The sequence below is a fragment of the Nonomuraea sp. NPDC050556 genome, assembly GCF_044457355.1.
GTDB lineage: Bacteria > Actinomycetota > Actinomycetes > Streptosporangiales > Streptosporangiaceae > Nonomuraea.
The window spans coordinates 3,295,100-3,307,935 of record NZ_JBITGU010000001.1; the positions used below are offsets into that span (position 1 = coordinate 3,295,100).

At 70.8% G+C, this 12,836-nt stretch carries 12 protein-coding genes; 6 read left to right on the forward strand and 6 right to left on the reverse strand.

Annotated features, from left to right (window positions below):
* Positions 1 to 56: 56 nt before the first annotated feature.
* From ACIBG8_RS15645 to ACIBG8_RS15655, 3 genes are all read right to left on the reverse strand, one after another.
* Positions 57 to 2,270, reverse strand: coding sequence for a hypothetical protein (locus tag ACIBG8_RS15645; RefSeq protein WP_397343401.1), 2,214 nt, complete (start codon positions 2,268 to 2,270; stop codon positions 57 to 59).
* A 167-nt stretch (positions 2,271 to 2,437) separates the two neighbouring features.
* Positions 2,438 to 2,836 (reverse strand): ATP-binding protein, encoded by a 399-nt coding sequence (locus ACIBG8_RS15650; protein WP_397343402.1) that lies wholly within the window; start codon positions 2,834 to 2,836, stop codon positions 2,438 to 2,440.
* A 67-nt stretch (positions 2,837 to 2,903) separates the two neighbouring features.
* The gene (locus ACIBG8_RS15655) at positions 2,904 to 3,665 is read right to left on the reverse strand and encodes a SigB/SigF/SigG family RNA polymerase sigma factor (protein WP_397343403.1); all 762 of its coding nucleotides are present in this window, start codon (positions 3,663 to 3,665) and stop codon (positions 2,904 to 2,906) included.
* Positions 3,666 to 3,835: 170 nt separating this feature from the next.
* Here ACIBG8_RS15655 and ACIBG8_RS15660 point away from each other — a divergent pair, with 170 nt between their 5' ends.
* Entirely contained in the window at positions 3,836 to 4,198 is a 363-nt protein-coding gene (locus ACIBG8_RS15660) for an STAS domain-containing protein (RefSeq protein ID WP_397343404.1), read from the forward strand.
* Here ACIBG8_RS15660 and ACIBG8_RS15665 read toward each other — a convergent pair.
* Positions 4,191 to 4,907 (reverse strand): ANTAR domain-containing protein, encoded by a 717-nt coding sequence (locus ACIBG8_RS15665; RefSeq protein ID WP_397343405.1) that lies wholly within the window; start codon positions 4,905 to 4,907, stop codon positions 4,191 to 4,193. The genes ACIBG8_RS15660 and ACIBG8_RS15665 overlap by 8 nt on opposite strands.
* Positions 4,908 to 4,992: 85 nt before the next feature.
* On the opposite strand from ACIBG8_RS15665, the gene ACIBG8_RS15670 reads away from it, so the two are divergent.
* The 3 genes from ACIBG8_RS15670 (at position 4,993) to ACIBG8_RS15680 (ending at position 8,647) form a co-directional block, all read left to right on the forward strand.
* Positions 4,993 to 6,840: a SpoIIE family protein phosphatase gene (locus tag ACIBG8_RS15670; RefSeq protein WP_397343406.1), complete on the forward strand. Its 1,848-nt coding sequence runs from the start codon at positions 4,993 to 4,995 to the stop codon at positions 6,838 to 6,840.
* Between the two features lie 111 nt (positions 6,841 to 6,951).
* Positions 6,952 to 8,058: a glycosyltransferase gene (locus ACIBG8_RS15675; protein WP_397343407.1), complete on the forward strand. Its 1,107-nt coding sequence runs from the start codon at positions 6,952 to 6,954 to the stop codon at positions 8,056 to 8,058.
* A 10-nt stretch (positions 8,059 to 8,068) separates the two neighbouring features.
* Positions 8,069 to 8,647: an FMN-binding negative transcriptional regulator gene (locus ACIBG8_RS15680; RefSeq protein ID WP_397343408.1), complete on the forward strand. Its 579-nt coding sequence runs from the start codon at positions 8,069 to 8,071 to the stop codon at positions 8,645 to 8,647.
* Here the strand turns inward: ACIBG8_RS15680 and ACIBG8_RS15685 are convergent.
* Positions 8,615 to 9,529: a hypothetical protein gene (locus ACIBG8_RS15685; RefSeq protein ID WP_397343409.1), complete on the reverse strand. Its 915-nt coding sequence runs from the start codon at positions 9,527 to 9,529 to the stop codon at positions 8,615 to 8,617. The genes ACIBG8_RS15680 and ACIBG8_RS15685 overlap by 33 nt on opposite strands.
* Before the next feature lie 76 nt (positions 9,530 to 9,605).
* On the opposite strand from ACIBG8_RS15685, the gene ACIBG8_RS15690 reads away from it, so the two are divergent.
* Positions 9,606 to 10,322 carry a glycoside hydrolase family 16 protein gene (locus ACIBG8_RS15690; protein WP_397343410.1) on the forward strand — a complete coding sequence of 239 codons (717 nt, stop codon included), beginning with the start codon at positions 9,606 to 9,608 and terminating at the stop codon, positions 10,320 to 10,322.
* Between the two features lie 460 nt (positions 10,323 to 10,782).
* Here ACIBG8_RS15690 and ACIBG8_RS15695 read toward each other — a convergent pair whose 3' ends face one another.
* A complete protein-coding gene (locus ACIBG8_RS15695) occupies positions 10,783 to 11,841 on the reverse strand; it encodes a PucR family transcriptional regulator (RefSeq protein ID WP_397343411.1) in 1,059 nt (352 codons plus the stop codon).
* Between the two features lie 76 nt (positions 11,842 to 11,917).
* On the opposite strand from ACIBG8_RS15695, the gene ACIBG8_RS15700 reads away from it, so the two are divergent.
* The gene (locus tag ACIBG8_RS15700) at positions 11,918 to 12,835 is read left to right on the forward strand and encodes a proline dehydrogenase family protein (protein ID WP_397343412.1); all 918 of its coding nucleotides are present in this window, start codon (positions 11,918 to 11,920) and stop codon (positions 12,833 to 12,835) included.
* Position 12,836: the final 1 nt, after the last annotated feature.

Consider the following 12,836-nt stretch of genomic DNA (forward strand, 5'->3'; position numbering starts at 1 on the left):
CCGCCCTCCGGCCTGGTAGGTCCAGTACAGGGCCGGAGGGCGGTTACCGCTGCTGACTACTGCTTACGCGCGGGCGCCGGGCTGTTCTCGTCCGAGGACGAGCAGGTCTTGGCGCAGTTGGTGCCGTCCGCCTGCACGGTCGCCGAGGCGGTGAAGGTGTCGGACACCCCCTCGGGCATGATGCAGGTGACCTTGAAGGTCATCTTGCCGCCCGCTGCGAGCGAGATGACCTCGTCGAGGTCACCCATCCCGCTGGCCGCGGGGCACTTGCCCCCGGCGCTGGTGCAGGTCCACTTGACGGTGTCCCACGGCGTGGGCCAGTCGGCCCCGACCGTGGCGCCCTGGACGTCGACCGGTCCCGTGTTGGTGACCGTCACCTCGTAGGTGTACGGCTTGCCCGGCACGTACGGCGCCGGCTTCGAGGTGATCTTGACGTCGAGCTCGCCGGTCGGCGCGGGGTCGACGACGGGCAGCTGGATCTCGCCCGTGCCCTTGTTGTTGGCCGGGTTGGTGTCGCCGGCCGTCTCCACGTCGGTGGTGACGCTGACCGGGCCGCTGCCCTGACCGTCGGGAACCTTCACCCCGATGGTGACCGGCGGGTACGACTCGCCGCCGGGCAGCGCGTCCTCACCGGTGCCGGGACGCTTGCAGGTGACCTTCTGGCCGTCGATCGTGCAGGTCCAGCCGTCGCCGGAGGCTCCGGTGATCTGCAGCGGGTCCGGCACGGTGTAGACGGCGACGACCTCGCTGTCGGTCGGACCAGCGGCCGGCGCGTTCACCGTGGTCATGACGATGGCGCCGGAGTTGCCCGGCTCCAGGGTCTTGGTGCCGCCGACGGTGGTCGACAGGTCGGGGCCGGGCGCGGGCGCCGGAGCGGCCGTGACGTCGGCCGGGCTGGTGGCGACGTTGTCGCCGGTGTTGACCTCGATGCCGCCGACGACGTCGGTGACCTGGTCGAGGACGCCCTTGGCGGTGACCGTACCCGAAGTGTCCTTGGCGATCGCGACGTCGATCTTGACGGGCGGCGCGCTGCCGCCCGGCGGGATCGAGCCGGCGGGCCGGTCACAGGTGACCTTCTGCCCGTCGATCGCGCAGGTCCATCCGTCGCCCGCCGCCGCGGTCGGCGTGACACCCGCGGGGATGTCGACCGTCATCTTCAGCGGGTTGTCGATGTAGCCGTAGTCGGGGCTGTTCGACACGGTGGCGGTGTAGGAGCCGGTTTCGCCGCCCTTCCACGGACCGTCGTTGGTCAGCGTGAGCTTGGCGTCGGCGTCGAGCGTCCTGGCCTGGAATCCGCTGATCGCCAGCTTGGCGGTCGCGGCTCCGGTGCCCGCCGCCCAGCCGACCTTGATGGTCGGCGGGAGCTGCGGCTGGTTGGGCAGGACGTTGCGCAGGTCGAGGTCCTTGACGACGTTGACCAGGTCGGCGCCCGCCTTGAAGCGGATGCCGACGTTCATGATGCCCTTGGTGGAGATGTCGATCACGGCGTGCTGCCTGGCCGCGTTGTGCTCCTTGGCCACCGGGTCCAGGAGCATCTGCGTCTTGGGCAACGTGATGCCCGAGACGTAGGAGTACTTCGTCGCCTCCGCGCCTCTGACCACGACGCTGTTGGGCTTCACGCACCCGTTGTCACCCGACTTGGTGACGTCGCAGCCCACCGGGCCGCCGGTGCCGGCGTCGAAGATCTTCGGGTTGGAGAAGTTGCCGTAGGAGTCGAAGCCGACGCCGACGAAGGCGCCCTTCAGCCCCTTGTAGCCCAGCCAGCCGCCGTACTGCCCCACCGAGGCGGGCGCCTTGCCGTCGACGATGTAGAACGAGATGCCGTCGCCGCCGCGCGCGCCGAGGATCGGCTCGTTGTACGGCTTCGGGTCGTACTGGTACATGTCGAACTCGAAGGTGAGTCCCTTGCTGGCGTCCAGCTCGTGGTTGAGCATGATCGCACCGGCGTTGCCGTTCAGCTGGGCGTTGCTCGTGAAGCGGAAGACGCCGTCGCCGGGCGTGTCGGTCGGGCCGCCGACGCAGGCGTCGATGGAGCCCGCCTGGTTGCTCGGCGCCGCGGTCAGGCACGGGTGGTCGGCGCTCGAACCGAGGCTGGAGACCAGCCACTCGCTCGTCGGGGCCGTGGTGCCGGTGAAGGTCTCGGTCTCGAGCTCTTCTGCGTGCGCTGGCGTGATCGTCGCCGCGAACGTCAGCCCAGCCATGACCGCCGTGGCGGCCGCGAGTCGTGACCGTTTGGCGCGGCTGGGTGAATGGTGGAGTCCGTACTCCATATTTTTCCCCCGGAATGGCGTATTGAAGAACGCCTGTACGGCTTGCGCAGATTTTCAACACGTATCCACGCCAGCCGGAACAGACGCTAATGGTTACCCCAGTCCAATAACCGAGCCCGATCAATCACAAACTGTGAGAATCGGTCACTTACGGCAACGATTGACTCTCAGAGTCTCCCGGGGAAGCGCATCGTCACCGTGGTGCCGCCCCGATCGGCCGCGAAGGCGATGTCGGCGGCGAGCCTGCGCGCCAGCCACACGCCCATCCCGCTGGTGGACCGCGGCCCCGGCGCGGTGAACTCCGGCTGGGCGGGCAGCCAGCCGGAGCCCTCGTCGTGGATCTCGAAGACGAGGTCGCCCCCCTCCACCCACACCCGCAGGTGGGCCTTGGCCGTCCCGTGGGTGACGGCGTTGGTGGCGATCTCGTTGACGGCGAGGACCAGGTCGTCGACCGAGTCCCCGGTCATCCCCGCCCTGACCGCCTGGGCGGCCGTGAAGTCGCGCACCGACGGCAGGTCGGACAGGCGGAAGACGAGCTCTTTGACCCGACGTCGCTCGTCGTTCACCGGGAACTCGCCTCCCGCCTGCTGGGAAATCCGCACTGTGCCGCCTGCCCCGTTTCGGCAACCGTACTCAGGAATCGCCGACCAACTCGCCGCGTAGCTGGTCGAGTACTTTACGGAGGATCCTCGACACGTGCATCTGGGAGATGCCGAACTCCTGGGCGATCTCCGCCTGGGTCATGTTGCCGAAGAAGCGCAGGAGCAGGATGTGCTTCTCGCGCTGCGGGAGCGCGTCGATGAGCGGCTTGACGGCCTGGCTGTCGACCAGCGTCGTCAACGTGTCGTCGTCCTCGGGGAGCACGTCGCCCAGCGAGGCGGCGTCGTCGGCGGTGCCGAGGGGCGCGTCGAGCGAGAGCGTGCTGTAGGCGGCCGAGGCGTCGAGGGTGAGCAGCACGTCCTCCTCGGTGATCCGCATCTTCTCGGCGAGCTCGGCCACCGTGGGCGAGCGGCCGAGCACCTGGCTGAGGTCGGCGACGAGCCGGTTCAGCTCGGACCTGCGCTCCTGGTAGACGCGGGGCACCCGGATGGCCCAGGTGCGGTCGCGGAAGTGCCGCTTGACCTCGCCGGTCATCGTGACGACCGCGTAGCCCCTGAAGGCGTGGCCGAGGGAGGCGTCGAAGCCGTTGACGGCCTTCATGAGACCGACGTAGGCGGCCTGGAGGAGGTCCTCCATGGGCTCGCCGCGATAGCGGTAGCGGCGGGCGATCTCCATGGCGAGCGGCCGGTGCATCTCCACGATCCGCTCGCGCAGGCGTTCCTTGGACTCGTCCGGGGTGTCCTGGTCGTTCAGCTCGGCGAGAAGGTCTTCCGCTGTCATTTCCTTGACGAGCATGGCTGCGGCTCCTATGTGGTTCACAGGCGCGCCGCGCATGGAAAAAGCCCAGGCAGAGGCGCGCCTCGTACTGCAAGCGAGGCTGAAGCCCTCTGCTGGACTCCAAGAGGAGTATCCCCCGTTCTCGCCAAGGTATTCCACCTATCTCCGGTGACAGTAAGGTTTCCCCTGTGACCGTGCCGGAGAACGACGAAGGCTCGATGGCCGCTTTGGCCCTGTTCTCGAGCGACGCCGACGGGCTCACCGTCGTGCGGGTGGAGGGCATCCTCGACGCCACGACGCGCAAGCAGTTCGCCGACCATCTGGCCGGCGTCGGCCCCGACCTGATCCTCGATCTGGCCGGAGTCACCTTCATGGACTCCAGGGCGCTCGGCCTGATCGTGCACCAGTGGCAGGAGGCCACCTCGTCGGGCTCCCGCTTCGCGCTGGTCGGCGTGCAGTACTCGAAGTCGAAGGTGATGTGGATCACCGGGCTGGCCCAGCGGCTGCCGCTCTACGACACCCTCGACGAGGCGCTCGCCGCGCTCACCTAGCCTCGTTCTGGTGCTCCTCGACCAGGAGCCTGGCCAGGTCGGCCACCTTCACCTGGTGGTGCTGCGAGATCCTGCGCAGCTCCTCGAAGGCGGCCTCGGCCGAGCATCCGCTGGTCTTCATGATGATGCCCTTGGCCTGGTCGATCACGGACCGCCCGGCCAGCGCCTCCTGCAGCTGGGCCGCGTCGGTGCGCGCCTCCTCGAAGTCCCACAGGTTGGCCATCGCCACCCTGACCTGCTGGGTGAGCATGCCGACCAGCGGCTCCACCCCCTGGGACGAGAAGGCCTCCGGGCGTACGGAGTACAGCCCCACCACGAGCAGCACCGGAGCGATCTGGATCGGCAGCACCAGCACCGAGCGCACCCCCCACCTGGTGGCCAGCCCGCCGTACCTCGGCCACCTGCGGTCGCGCAGCACGTCGGTGACCGTGACGCGGCGCCCGCTCCGCCTGGCCTCGATGGACGGGCCCTGCCCGAGCTCCCGCTCCCCCTCGACGAGCATGATGAGCTCGCTGTGCGATCCGGACACCAGCACGCGGTCGTCGCGCCACTGCTCGGCCGAGCCGCCAGAGCAGCCGGGCACGCCTCCCGCCAGGGTGGTGGTCAGGTCGCGCAGGACGCTCTCCGCCGAGGTGCCGTCACCGAGCCTGGCCAGCGCGGCGAGGTCCCTGGCCAGCACGGGAGTGATCAGCGGCGTCGATTCCCTCACAACAGCCTTCTTCCCGATATGGCTACGTTATTCCTGCGTGGCGTAGCGTTCAAAGAACGACTATGCCCCCAGAAGAGGACATCACTTGACCGAAGCCATGGACCTGACCGCTCTGGAACACGCCGTAGACGAGCTGGCCGAGCGGATCACCTCCCTGCGCGGAGCCCGCTCCGCCTACCCCGACGAGCAGGGCCCGACGCTGGAGGCGGCGCTCGCCGAGCTCGACACCGCGACGGAGCTCTTGCTGTCGGCGCGCACCGCGCTGCGCAACGGGACCGGGCGGCAGGGCAGGAAGGGCGGCGGCAGTGGCACGCAGCGCGAGCTCAAGCTGCTGCGCCAGGTGTTCAGGGCCTTCCCCGTCCCCGTGATCGTGATGGACGGCGGCGGCGTGGTCAGGCGGATCAACGGCGAGACGGGCAAGCTTCTCGGCAGCCCGGACGGCTACCTCGTGGGCCGCCCCTTTCCGCTGTTGGTCGACCTCTCGCGCCGGGCGGCGTTCCGCTCGCACCTGACGTCCGTGCTGCAGACCGGGCACACGGCGGCCTTCGAGACGAGGCTCTCCCACCAGGGCAGGACGCACGTGATCCAGCTCGCGCTGACCAGGCTGTCGATGCCCGGCGAGCCCCAGCAGATGGTCGCGGCCGTCGCGCTGCCGCTGGAGGTGCAGCCGCCCAACCCGGCCACGCCGCACCAGGGCCAGTCGGACGGCGCGCTGCTCATGCTGGCCGCCAGGCGGCAGGACCTGCTCGCCAGGATGGCCGCGCTGCTGCTCGACCCGGACAGCCTGCAGAAGCCGCTCGCGCTGCCCAGGGCGGCGCGGCTGCTGGCCGCCGACTGGGCCGACTGGGTGGTCGCCGATGTGACGCACGAGGGAAGCGTGCGCCGCTCGATCGTGCTGCCGCCGCGCGAGCAGCCGTTCGGCGCGGTCGTGCGGCTGCTGGAGCAGGCGGAGCCCATGGCCGCCCCCGTGGTGGCCCAGGTGCTCTCGCAGGCCACCGGGGTGGTGCACGAGATGGTCGAGGACGACCTGCTGCTCGGCCTGTCCGACGAGGGGCCGCTGCTCGCCTCGATGGGCGCCGGGTCGCTGCTGAGCGTGCCGATCGGCGGCTCGGGGGTGCTGACGCTGGTGCGGCTGCACGACAGGCCGCCGTTCACCCTGGCCGACCTCGGCCTGATCCAGGAGGTCGGGGCGCAGCTCGGGCTGGCGCTGCAGGCTCTGCACAGCTTCCAGAGCCGCACGCAGGCGACCGAGGCGCTGACCCAGAGCGTCGCGCCGCGGCGCCTGCCCGACGTGCCCGGGTTCGAGGCGGCGGCCATCTACCATCCAGGTTCGTCGGTGGGCGCCGAGTTCTACGACGTCTTCCCCGTGTCCTGCGGGTGGGGGTTCGCGCTGGGCGGCGCGGCGGGCAAGGGCGAGGAGGCCGCCTCGGTCACCGCGATGGTGCGCGGCGGCCTGCGCGTGCTCAGCACCTGGGAGAACGATCCCGACCAGGTGATGCGCAAGGTCAACCAGGCGCTCGTGGCGCAGGGCACCGGCATGTTCGTGATGGCCGTCACCGGGTTCGTCCAGGGCGACACCATCAGGCTGTCGTCGGCCGGCCACCATCCCGCGGCCGTGGTGCAGCGCGACGGCGGCGTGCGCTTCGCCTCAGGCGGCGGGGTGCCGCTGGGCATCTCGGCCGAGGCCGAGACGCGGGTCGAGGAGGTCACGCTGGCCCCGGAGCAGACGCTGGTCTTCTACTCGGAGGGGCTGATCTCCTCGCGCAACAGGACGGGCGAGACGTACGGCGAGGACCGGCTGGCCGACGTGCTGGGCAAGTGCGCAGGGCAGCCGCCCGCGGCCGTGGTCAAGGCGGTCGAGGACGACCGGCACGCCTTCTCCGAGGGGCAGGTCTGGGACGAGGTCGTGGTGCTCGCTCTGCGTTCCGTCTGACGCCGGGGGTTTGCGCGCGGTCCGAATCCGGGTATGGTCGTTTTCAGATACACGTGCCTAAGACGCAGGCACACCACAGTGGATGAACCTGTCTTCACGAGGTGTGCCCCCATGAACATCGCGATCGTCGCTTCCGTCGCGGAGAGCCGTCGTATCCATATTCTCGCCGCTGCCCGCGAGCTGGGCCGTACCCACAGGGTCACCGTCTACACGCGGCGCGACCGCACGGACGGCAAGCCGAAGTCACGCGTGGCCGGCGGGGTCACGCTGGAGCAGATCGACGCCGGGCCGGCGCGCAACCTGCCGGCCGACGACGTCGCCCCCTACCTGTCCGACGTCGGCGCGCAGCTCATGCGGCGCTGGAGCCAGGACCGGCCGGACGTCATCCACGCCCACTCCTGGACCGGCGGCCTGGCCGCCATCGCCGGGGCTGGCGGGCTGGGCGTGCCGGTCATGCAGACCTTCCACCCCGGCGGCTCCGAGCACCTGAAGCTGGAGCGGGCGCTGGGGCGCAGGGCGGACGGCGTCATCGCCGGGTCCGAGCACGAGGAGGCCGCGCTGATCAGGCTCGGCGTCCCGCGCGACCACATCTCGGTCGTGCCGTACGGCGTGGACGTGGACAGGTTCCGCCGACAGGGTCCGGTCACCGCGCGTACGGCGGGGCAGCGGCTGCTGCACGTCGGCCCGCTGACCCCGGGGTCCGGCGCGGCCACCGTGGTCCGCGCGCTGGCCGGGCTGCCCGGCGTCGAACTCGTCCTGGCCGGTGGCCCCGAGCCCGGCTCCCTCGACGACGACCGCGAGGTGCGCAGGTTGCGCATGCTGGCGCAGCAGGCCGGGGTGGCCGACCGGGTCACCATGCTCGGCCAGGTGCCGCACGGCTCGGTGCCCAAGCTCATGCGCGGCGCGGACCTCGTCCTCAGCCTGCCGCGCAGCACCAGCACCGGGATGGTGGCGCTGGAGGCGATGGCCTGCGGCGTGCCGGTGATCGCCTCGGCCGTGGGCGCGCACCTCGACTCGGTCGTCGACGGCGTCACCGGGCTGCTCGTGCCGCCGGACCGCCCGGCGCTGACCGCGCGGCTGGCCCGCGAGCTGCTGGCCGACCCGACGCGGCGCACGGCCGTCGGCTTCGCCGGGGCCGACCGCGTACGCTCCCGGTACACGTGGGAGCGCATCAGCGGCGAGCTGGCCAGGGTCTACGAGGATGCTGCATTCCTATAGGGTGCAGTGCATGCTCATACACCCCTGGGACGCGGGCACGGAAGCTGCCTCGCTGGCCTATGTGCGCGACAACCAGTTCGGCCACCTGATCGCCGCCGGGCGCGGCAGGGACGTCCCGGTCGTGGTGCCGACACAGTTCCTGCTCCTGGACGACACGACGGTCCTGCTCCACCTGGCCAGGCCGAACCCGATCTGGGCGGCGATCGAGGAGAACCCCAAGGTGGTCCTCTCGGTCGCCGGGCCCTGGTCCTACATCCCCGGCGCCTGGCGCGCCGAGCCGGGCACCGACCCGTCGCTGGGGGTGCCGACCACCTACTACTCCTCGGTCCAGCTCGTCTGCTCCGCCGAGATCGTCACCGAGGCGGACGGCAAGCTGGACATCCTGCGCCACCAGCTCGCCGAGCTGGACCCCGAGCTGGGCGACCCGGCGCGGATGCCGCGGCTGATGTCGGGCATCAGGGGGCTGCGGCTGGCGATCGAGGAGATCAGGGGCAAGTTCAAGTACGACGGCCACAAGGACGCCGAGCACCGGGCGCGGGTGGCGGCGAAGCTGGCCTCACTTCACGGAGCGGTGCAGCAGGACTCCTAGCCCGCCCGCCGCCAGCAGGACGAGCCCGGCGACCAGCAGGATGACGGCGGCGCCCACCGCGCCGCCGGTCCAGTGCCACACCGCCTCCGGCAGGGCCAGCGTCAGCCCGAGCACCCCGGCGACGATCAGCACCCAGGTGTGCTCCCACCGGTAGAGCGCCAGGCAGGCGAGCGCGACCACGGCGGTGGTGACGTACCCCCACACCTGGAGGTCGCCGAAGATCGGCCACTGCGCGCCGAACAGCGCGGAGGCCGCGCCCATCCCGAGGCCGAGCACCCGCTGGGCGCGCAGCGCGCCGGTGAGCGCGAGGACGGCGAAGACCAGCCCGAGCGCGAGGTAGGCGACCATCCAGGGCAGCACGTTCACCTGGTCGAACAGCTCGGCGAGGCCGCCCGCCATGACAGCGGACAGCACGCCCGCGGCCAGCAGCCCGATGGCGGTGGGCAGCAGGACGTAGGCGGCGACCGCCACCACGAGCCCGGCCGCGCCGCCGACGAGCACCTCGTGGGAGGTGGCGAGCACGCCGGCGGTCAGCGCCGCCGTACCGGAGCCGAGGGCGGCCAGGACGGCGGCGACGCGGGCCAGCACCGGCGACCCGCCGCGGCCGAGCACTGCGGCGACGGCGAGCAGGACCACGGTGATGGCGCCCAGGGTCACGGCCTTGACGGGCTGGCTCATGCTGCTCCAGGACAGGCCCATGAACGTGGTCGCGGCGGCCAGCACGAGCGCGCCGCCGACGTAGGCCACGATCTCGTTCCACCGCACCTTGAGCGGGGTGCCGAGGGCTTCGGACACGGCCGTGGCGACCGGGTCGAGCTGGTCCTGCCTGAGCACGCCGGTGTCCACGAGCCTGCGCAGTGCGGTGAGCACACGATCGTCCATGCGGGCATGCTCCCACCTGGATGCTAAATCGCCATAACACTGTGACAGAAGTGAAATCTCTGCTTCTATGGGGCCCATGTCATCTCGCAGTTCGATCTTGGCGGCGGTGGTCCTCCTGACGGCCGCCGCCCTCCCCCAGAGCGCGCACGCGACGACGTCCGCCTGGGGCACCCCCACGTTCGTGGAGAACTTCGACCGGCTGAGCAGCTCGAAGTGGATGGTCTACAACTCCCCCGGCGCTCAGACGAACCCCCGCACCGGCAAGGCGACGAGCGTCTCCGGTGGGGTGCTGCGCCTCAAGGGCGGCTTCTACGGTGGCAAGGACCTGTCCGGCGGGCTGTCTACGCGGGCGGCGCAGGAGTACGGCAGGTGGGAGGTCAGGTTCAAGGCGGAGACCGGGGCCGGGTACACGCCTGTGGTGCTGCTGATGCCTTACGACCGGGGCGAGTACTCCGAGATCGACTTCGCCGAGATCATCGACCCCAAGCGGCAGGGTGGGGGGATCTTCGTGCACGGGGGGCAGGAGCAGGCGCAGAAGCAGCTCCGGGCCGACTTCACGCAGTGGCACACGGTCGCGGTGGACTGGCTGCCCGGGCGGCTGACGTTCTGGCTGGACGGGCGGAAGGTGTGGGACTACAGCGGGGCTTACGTGCCTGAGGGGCGGCGGATGGGGCTGGCGCTGCAGAACGACGTGGTCTGCAACCAGTGGTCGCCTTGTCGCAACAGCTCTACGCCGGACACGGTCTCGATGTATGTGGACTGGGTGAAGATCTACAAGGCACCCCGGTCCTAGCCCTCTGACCACCTTGGGTTTCTGGAGGACTTGAGGTCCTTGAGTGGCTGGGCTCCTTTTAGGGGCCCACCCCTCACAGGGACCCGCGCCTCACAGGGACCCGCGCCTCACAGGGACCCGCCCCTCACGGGGACCCGCCCCTCACGGGGACCCGCCCCTCACGGGGACCCGCCCCTCACGGGGGCCCGCCCCTCACGGGGGCCCGCCCCTATTGGGCGCCCATCCACCCCTCACGGGCACCCGCCTTTCACGGGCACCCGCCTTTCACGGGCACCCGCCTTTCGCGGGCACTCGCCCCTCAGGGCACTCGTCCCTCTTGGGCCAGGGCCCGCTGGGGGCCGGGGTCCTTCTTGAGGGGGCGGGTCCTTCTTGAGGGGGCGGGTCCTTCTTGAGGGGGCGGGTCCTTCTTGAGGGGGCGGGTCCCTCTTGAGGGGTCGGGTCCTTCTTGAGGGGTTGGGTTTTATAGGCCTGGGGGGAGGAGGCGGGCGGCTTTGAGGGCGAGGTGTACGGCGAGGCGGTCGTCGCCGTCGCTCAGGTCGCGCCCCAGCAACCGCTCCGCCTTCGCCAGCCGGTAGTAGAGCGTCTGCCGGTGCACACCCAGCTCCGCCGCGCTCTTCTGCACATGCCCCCCAAGGTCGAGATACGCCTCCAGCGTGTGACCGAGCTCACCGTCGAGCCCCTCCGCCTCGGCGGCCAGCTCGCGCAGGTCCGCCTGCCCCAGCCGCGCCAGCAACCGGTGCACCCCCAGCTCCGACCACCGCGCCACCGGCGCGAAACGCGGAAAATGCTCGGCGATGCGCAGCGCGTGCTTCGCCTCCCGCCAGCTCTGCCACGCCTCAGCCGGATCCTCGCGCGGCCCCCCGAGCCCGGCTGCCGTGCCGTACACCGACTGCAGGGACCTGGCCACCTCGGCCGCCAGATGCGCCGGGGTCAGCAGCGCGACCGGCGAGCCCGCCAGCGCGAACACCCCGCGCGGCAGCGTCCAGAGCGCCGCCACCCGCTCAGGCGACTCCCGTACGGCTATCGCCGCCACCGGCCCCAGCACCTCCACCGACGCCCCGGAGCGCTCCTCCGGGTCGGACGAGAGGAGGGCGCGCAGGCCGCGGCCGAGGTCCTGGCGGGTGCGCGCCTCCTGGGCGAGCATGGCGGCCGCCCTGGCCACCAGCGGCGCGACGCGGCCCAGCGCGGCGTCGGTCAGGCTGCCCGAGTCGAGCAGCCACAGGTAGCCGTAGGTGACCTCGCGGTGCCGCAGCGGCCAGCAGACGCGCGCCTTGAGCTGCGGCGCGGCCGGAATCCTGACCGGGCCCTCCGCCGTCACGATGCCGAAGCCCTCGAAGTAGTCACGCACCTCCTGGGAGGCGCCTCTGCGCAGGATGGACTCCTGGCGGACGGTGTCGATGTCGCCGTGCTGCGCGCCGTACGCGAGCAGGCGGAACGACCGGTCCTCCAGCGTCGCGGAAGCCCCGAGCACACGGGCGATCTCGTCGACGGTCTCCTGTAGATCCGCTGTGTTGTGCATTTGTATGACAGCCTGCCACAACCCGCGTTACAGAGGTCGATGGAGACGTTCTGAACTGGCGTTTTACGCTTGTAGCATGCTCGGTCAACTTCTGCTTGCCGGATCCCGGAGCGCCCTGGTGCGGCGTACGGTGTCCGGATTCCCGCTCACCCGCAAGGTGGTCGACCGCTTCGTGGCCGGTGAGAGCGTCCAGGAAGCCTGCGACGCCACCGAGCGCCTGTGCGACGCCGGTCTGACCGTCACCATCGACCACCTGGGCGAGGAGACGCGCGACGCGGGCGCGGCAGCCGCGACGGCCAAGGCGTACGTCACGCTGCTGGAGTCGCTGCGGCCGCTCGGGCTCGGCGGGCGCGCCGAGGTGTCGGTGAAGCTGTCGGCCGTGGGGCAGGAGCTCGGCGACTCGCTCGCCCTGGAGCACGCCCGCGAGATCTGCTCGGCCGCCGCTCTCAGCGGCTCGACCGTCACGCTCGACATGGAGGACCACACCACGGTCGACTCCACGCTGGGCATCCTGCGCAAGCTCCGCGAGGACTTCCCGTCGACCGGCGTCGCGATCCAGGCCTACCTGTTCCGCAGCGAGGCCGACCTGCGCGACCTGTCGGCGGAGGGGTCCAGGGTACGGCTGGTCAAGGGCGCCTACCGGGAGCCCGCCTCCGTCGCGCACCAGGACAAGAGCGAGGTCGACAAGGCCTACGTGCGATGCCTGCGCATCCTCATGGCGGGGAAGGGATACCCCATGGTGGCGACGCACGACGACCGGCTGATCTCGATCACCGAGCTGCTCGCCGACCGCTTCGCCCGCTCGATCGGCGACTACGAATACCAGATGCTCTACGGCATCAGGACCGACAAGCAGGAGGCCCTCGCGGGGGCCGGCCACCCGGTCCGCGTCTACGTGCCCTACGGCGACGACTGGTACGGCTACTTCATGCGCCGCCTCGCCGAGCGCCCGGCCAACGTCGCCTTCTTCCTTCGTGCCCTTGGGGGTAAGTGAT

What these genes read in the sequence shown, in the direction of transcription:
- ACIBG8_RS15645 (WP_397343401.1), bottom strand. Translation starts at nt 2,270, where the DNA reads ATGGAGTACGGACTCCACCATTCACCCAGCCGCGCCAAACGGTCACGA.
- ACIBG8_RS15655 (WP_397343403.1), bottom strand. Translation starts at nt 3,665, where the DNA reads ATGCTCGTCAAGGAAATGACAGCGGAAGACCTTCTCGCCGAGCTGAAC.
- ACIBG8_RS15675 (WP_397343407.1), top strand. Translation starts at nt 6,952, where the DNA reads ATGAACATCGCGATCGTCGCTTCCGTCGCGGAGAGCCGTCGTATCCAT.
- ACIBG8_RS15680 (WP_397343408.1), top strand. Translation starts at nt 8,069, where the DNA reads ATGCTCATACACCCCTGGGACGCGGGCACGGAAGCTGCCTCGCTGGCC.
- ACIBG8_RS15685 (WP_397343409.1), bottom strand. Translation starts at nt 9,529, where the DNA reads ATGGACGATCGTGTGCTCACCGCACTGCGCAGGCTCGTGGACACCGGC.
- ACIBG8_RS15690 (WP_397343410.1), top strand. Translation starts at nt 9,606, where the DNA reads ATGTCATCTCGCAGTTCGATCTTGGCGGCGGTGGTCCTCCTGACGGCC.
- ACIBG8_RS15695 (WP_397343411.1), bottom strand. Translation starts at nt 11,841, where the DNA reads ATGCACAACACAGCGGATCTACAGGAGACCGTCGACGAGATCGCCCGT.
- ACIBG8_RS15700 (WP_397343412.1), top strand. Translation starts at nt 11,918, where the DNA reads ATGCTCGGTCAACTTCTGCTTGCCGGATCCCGGAGCGCCCTGGTGCGG.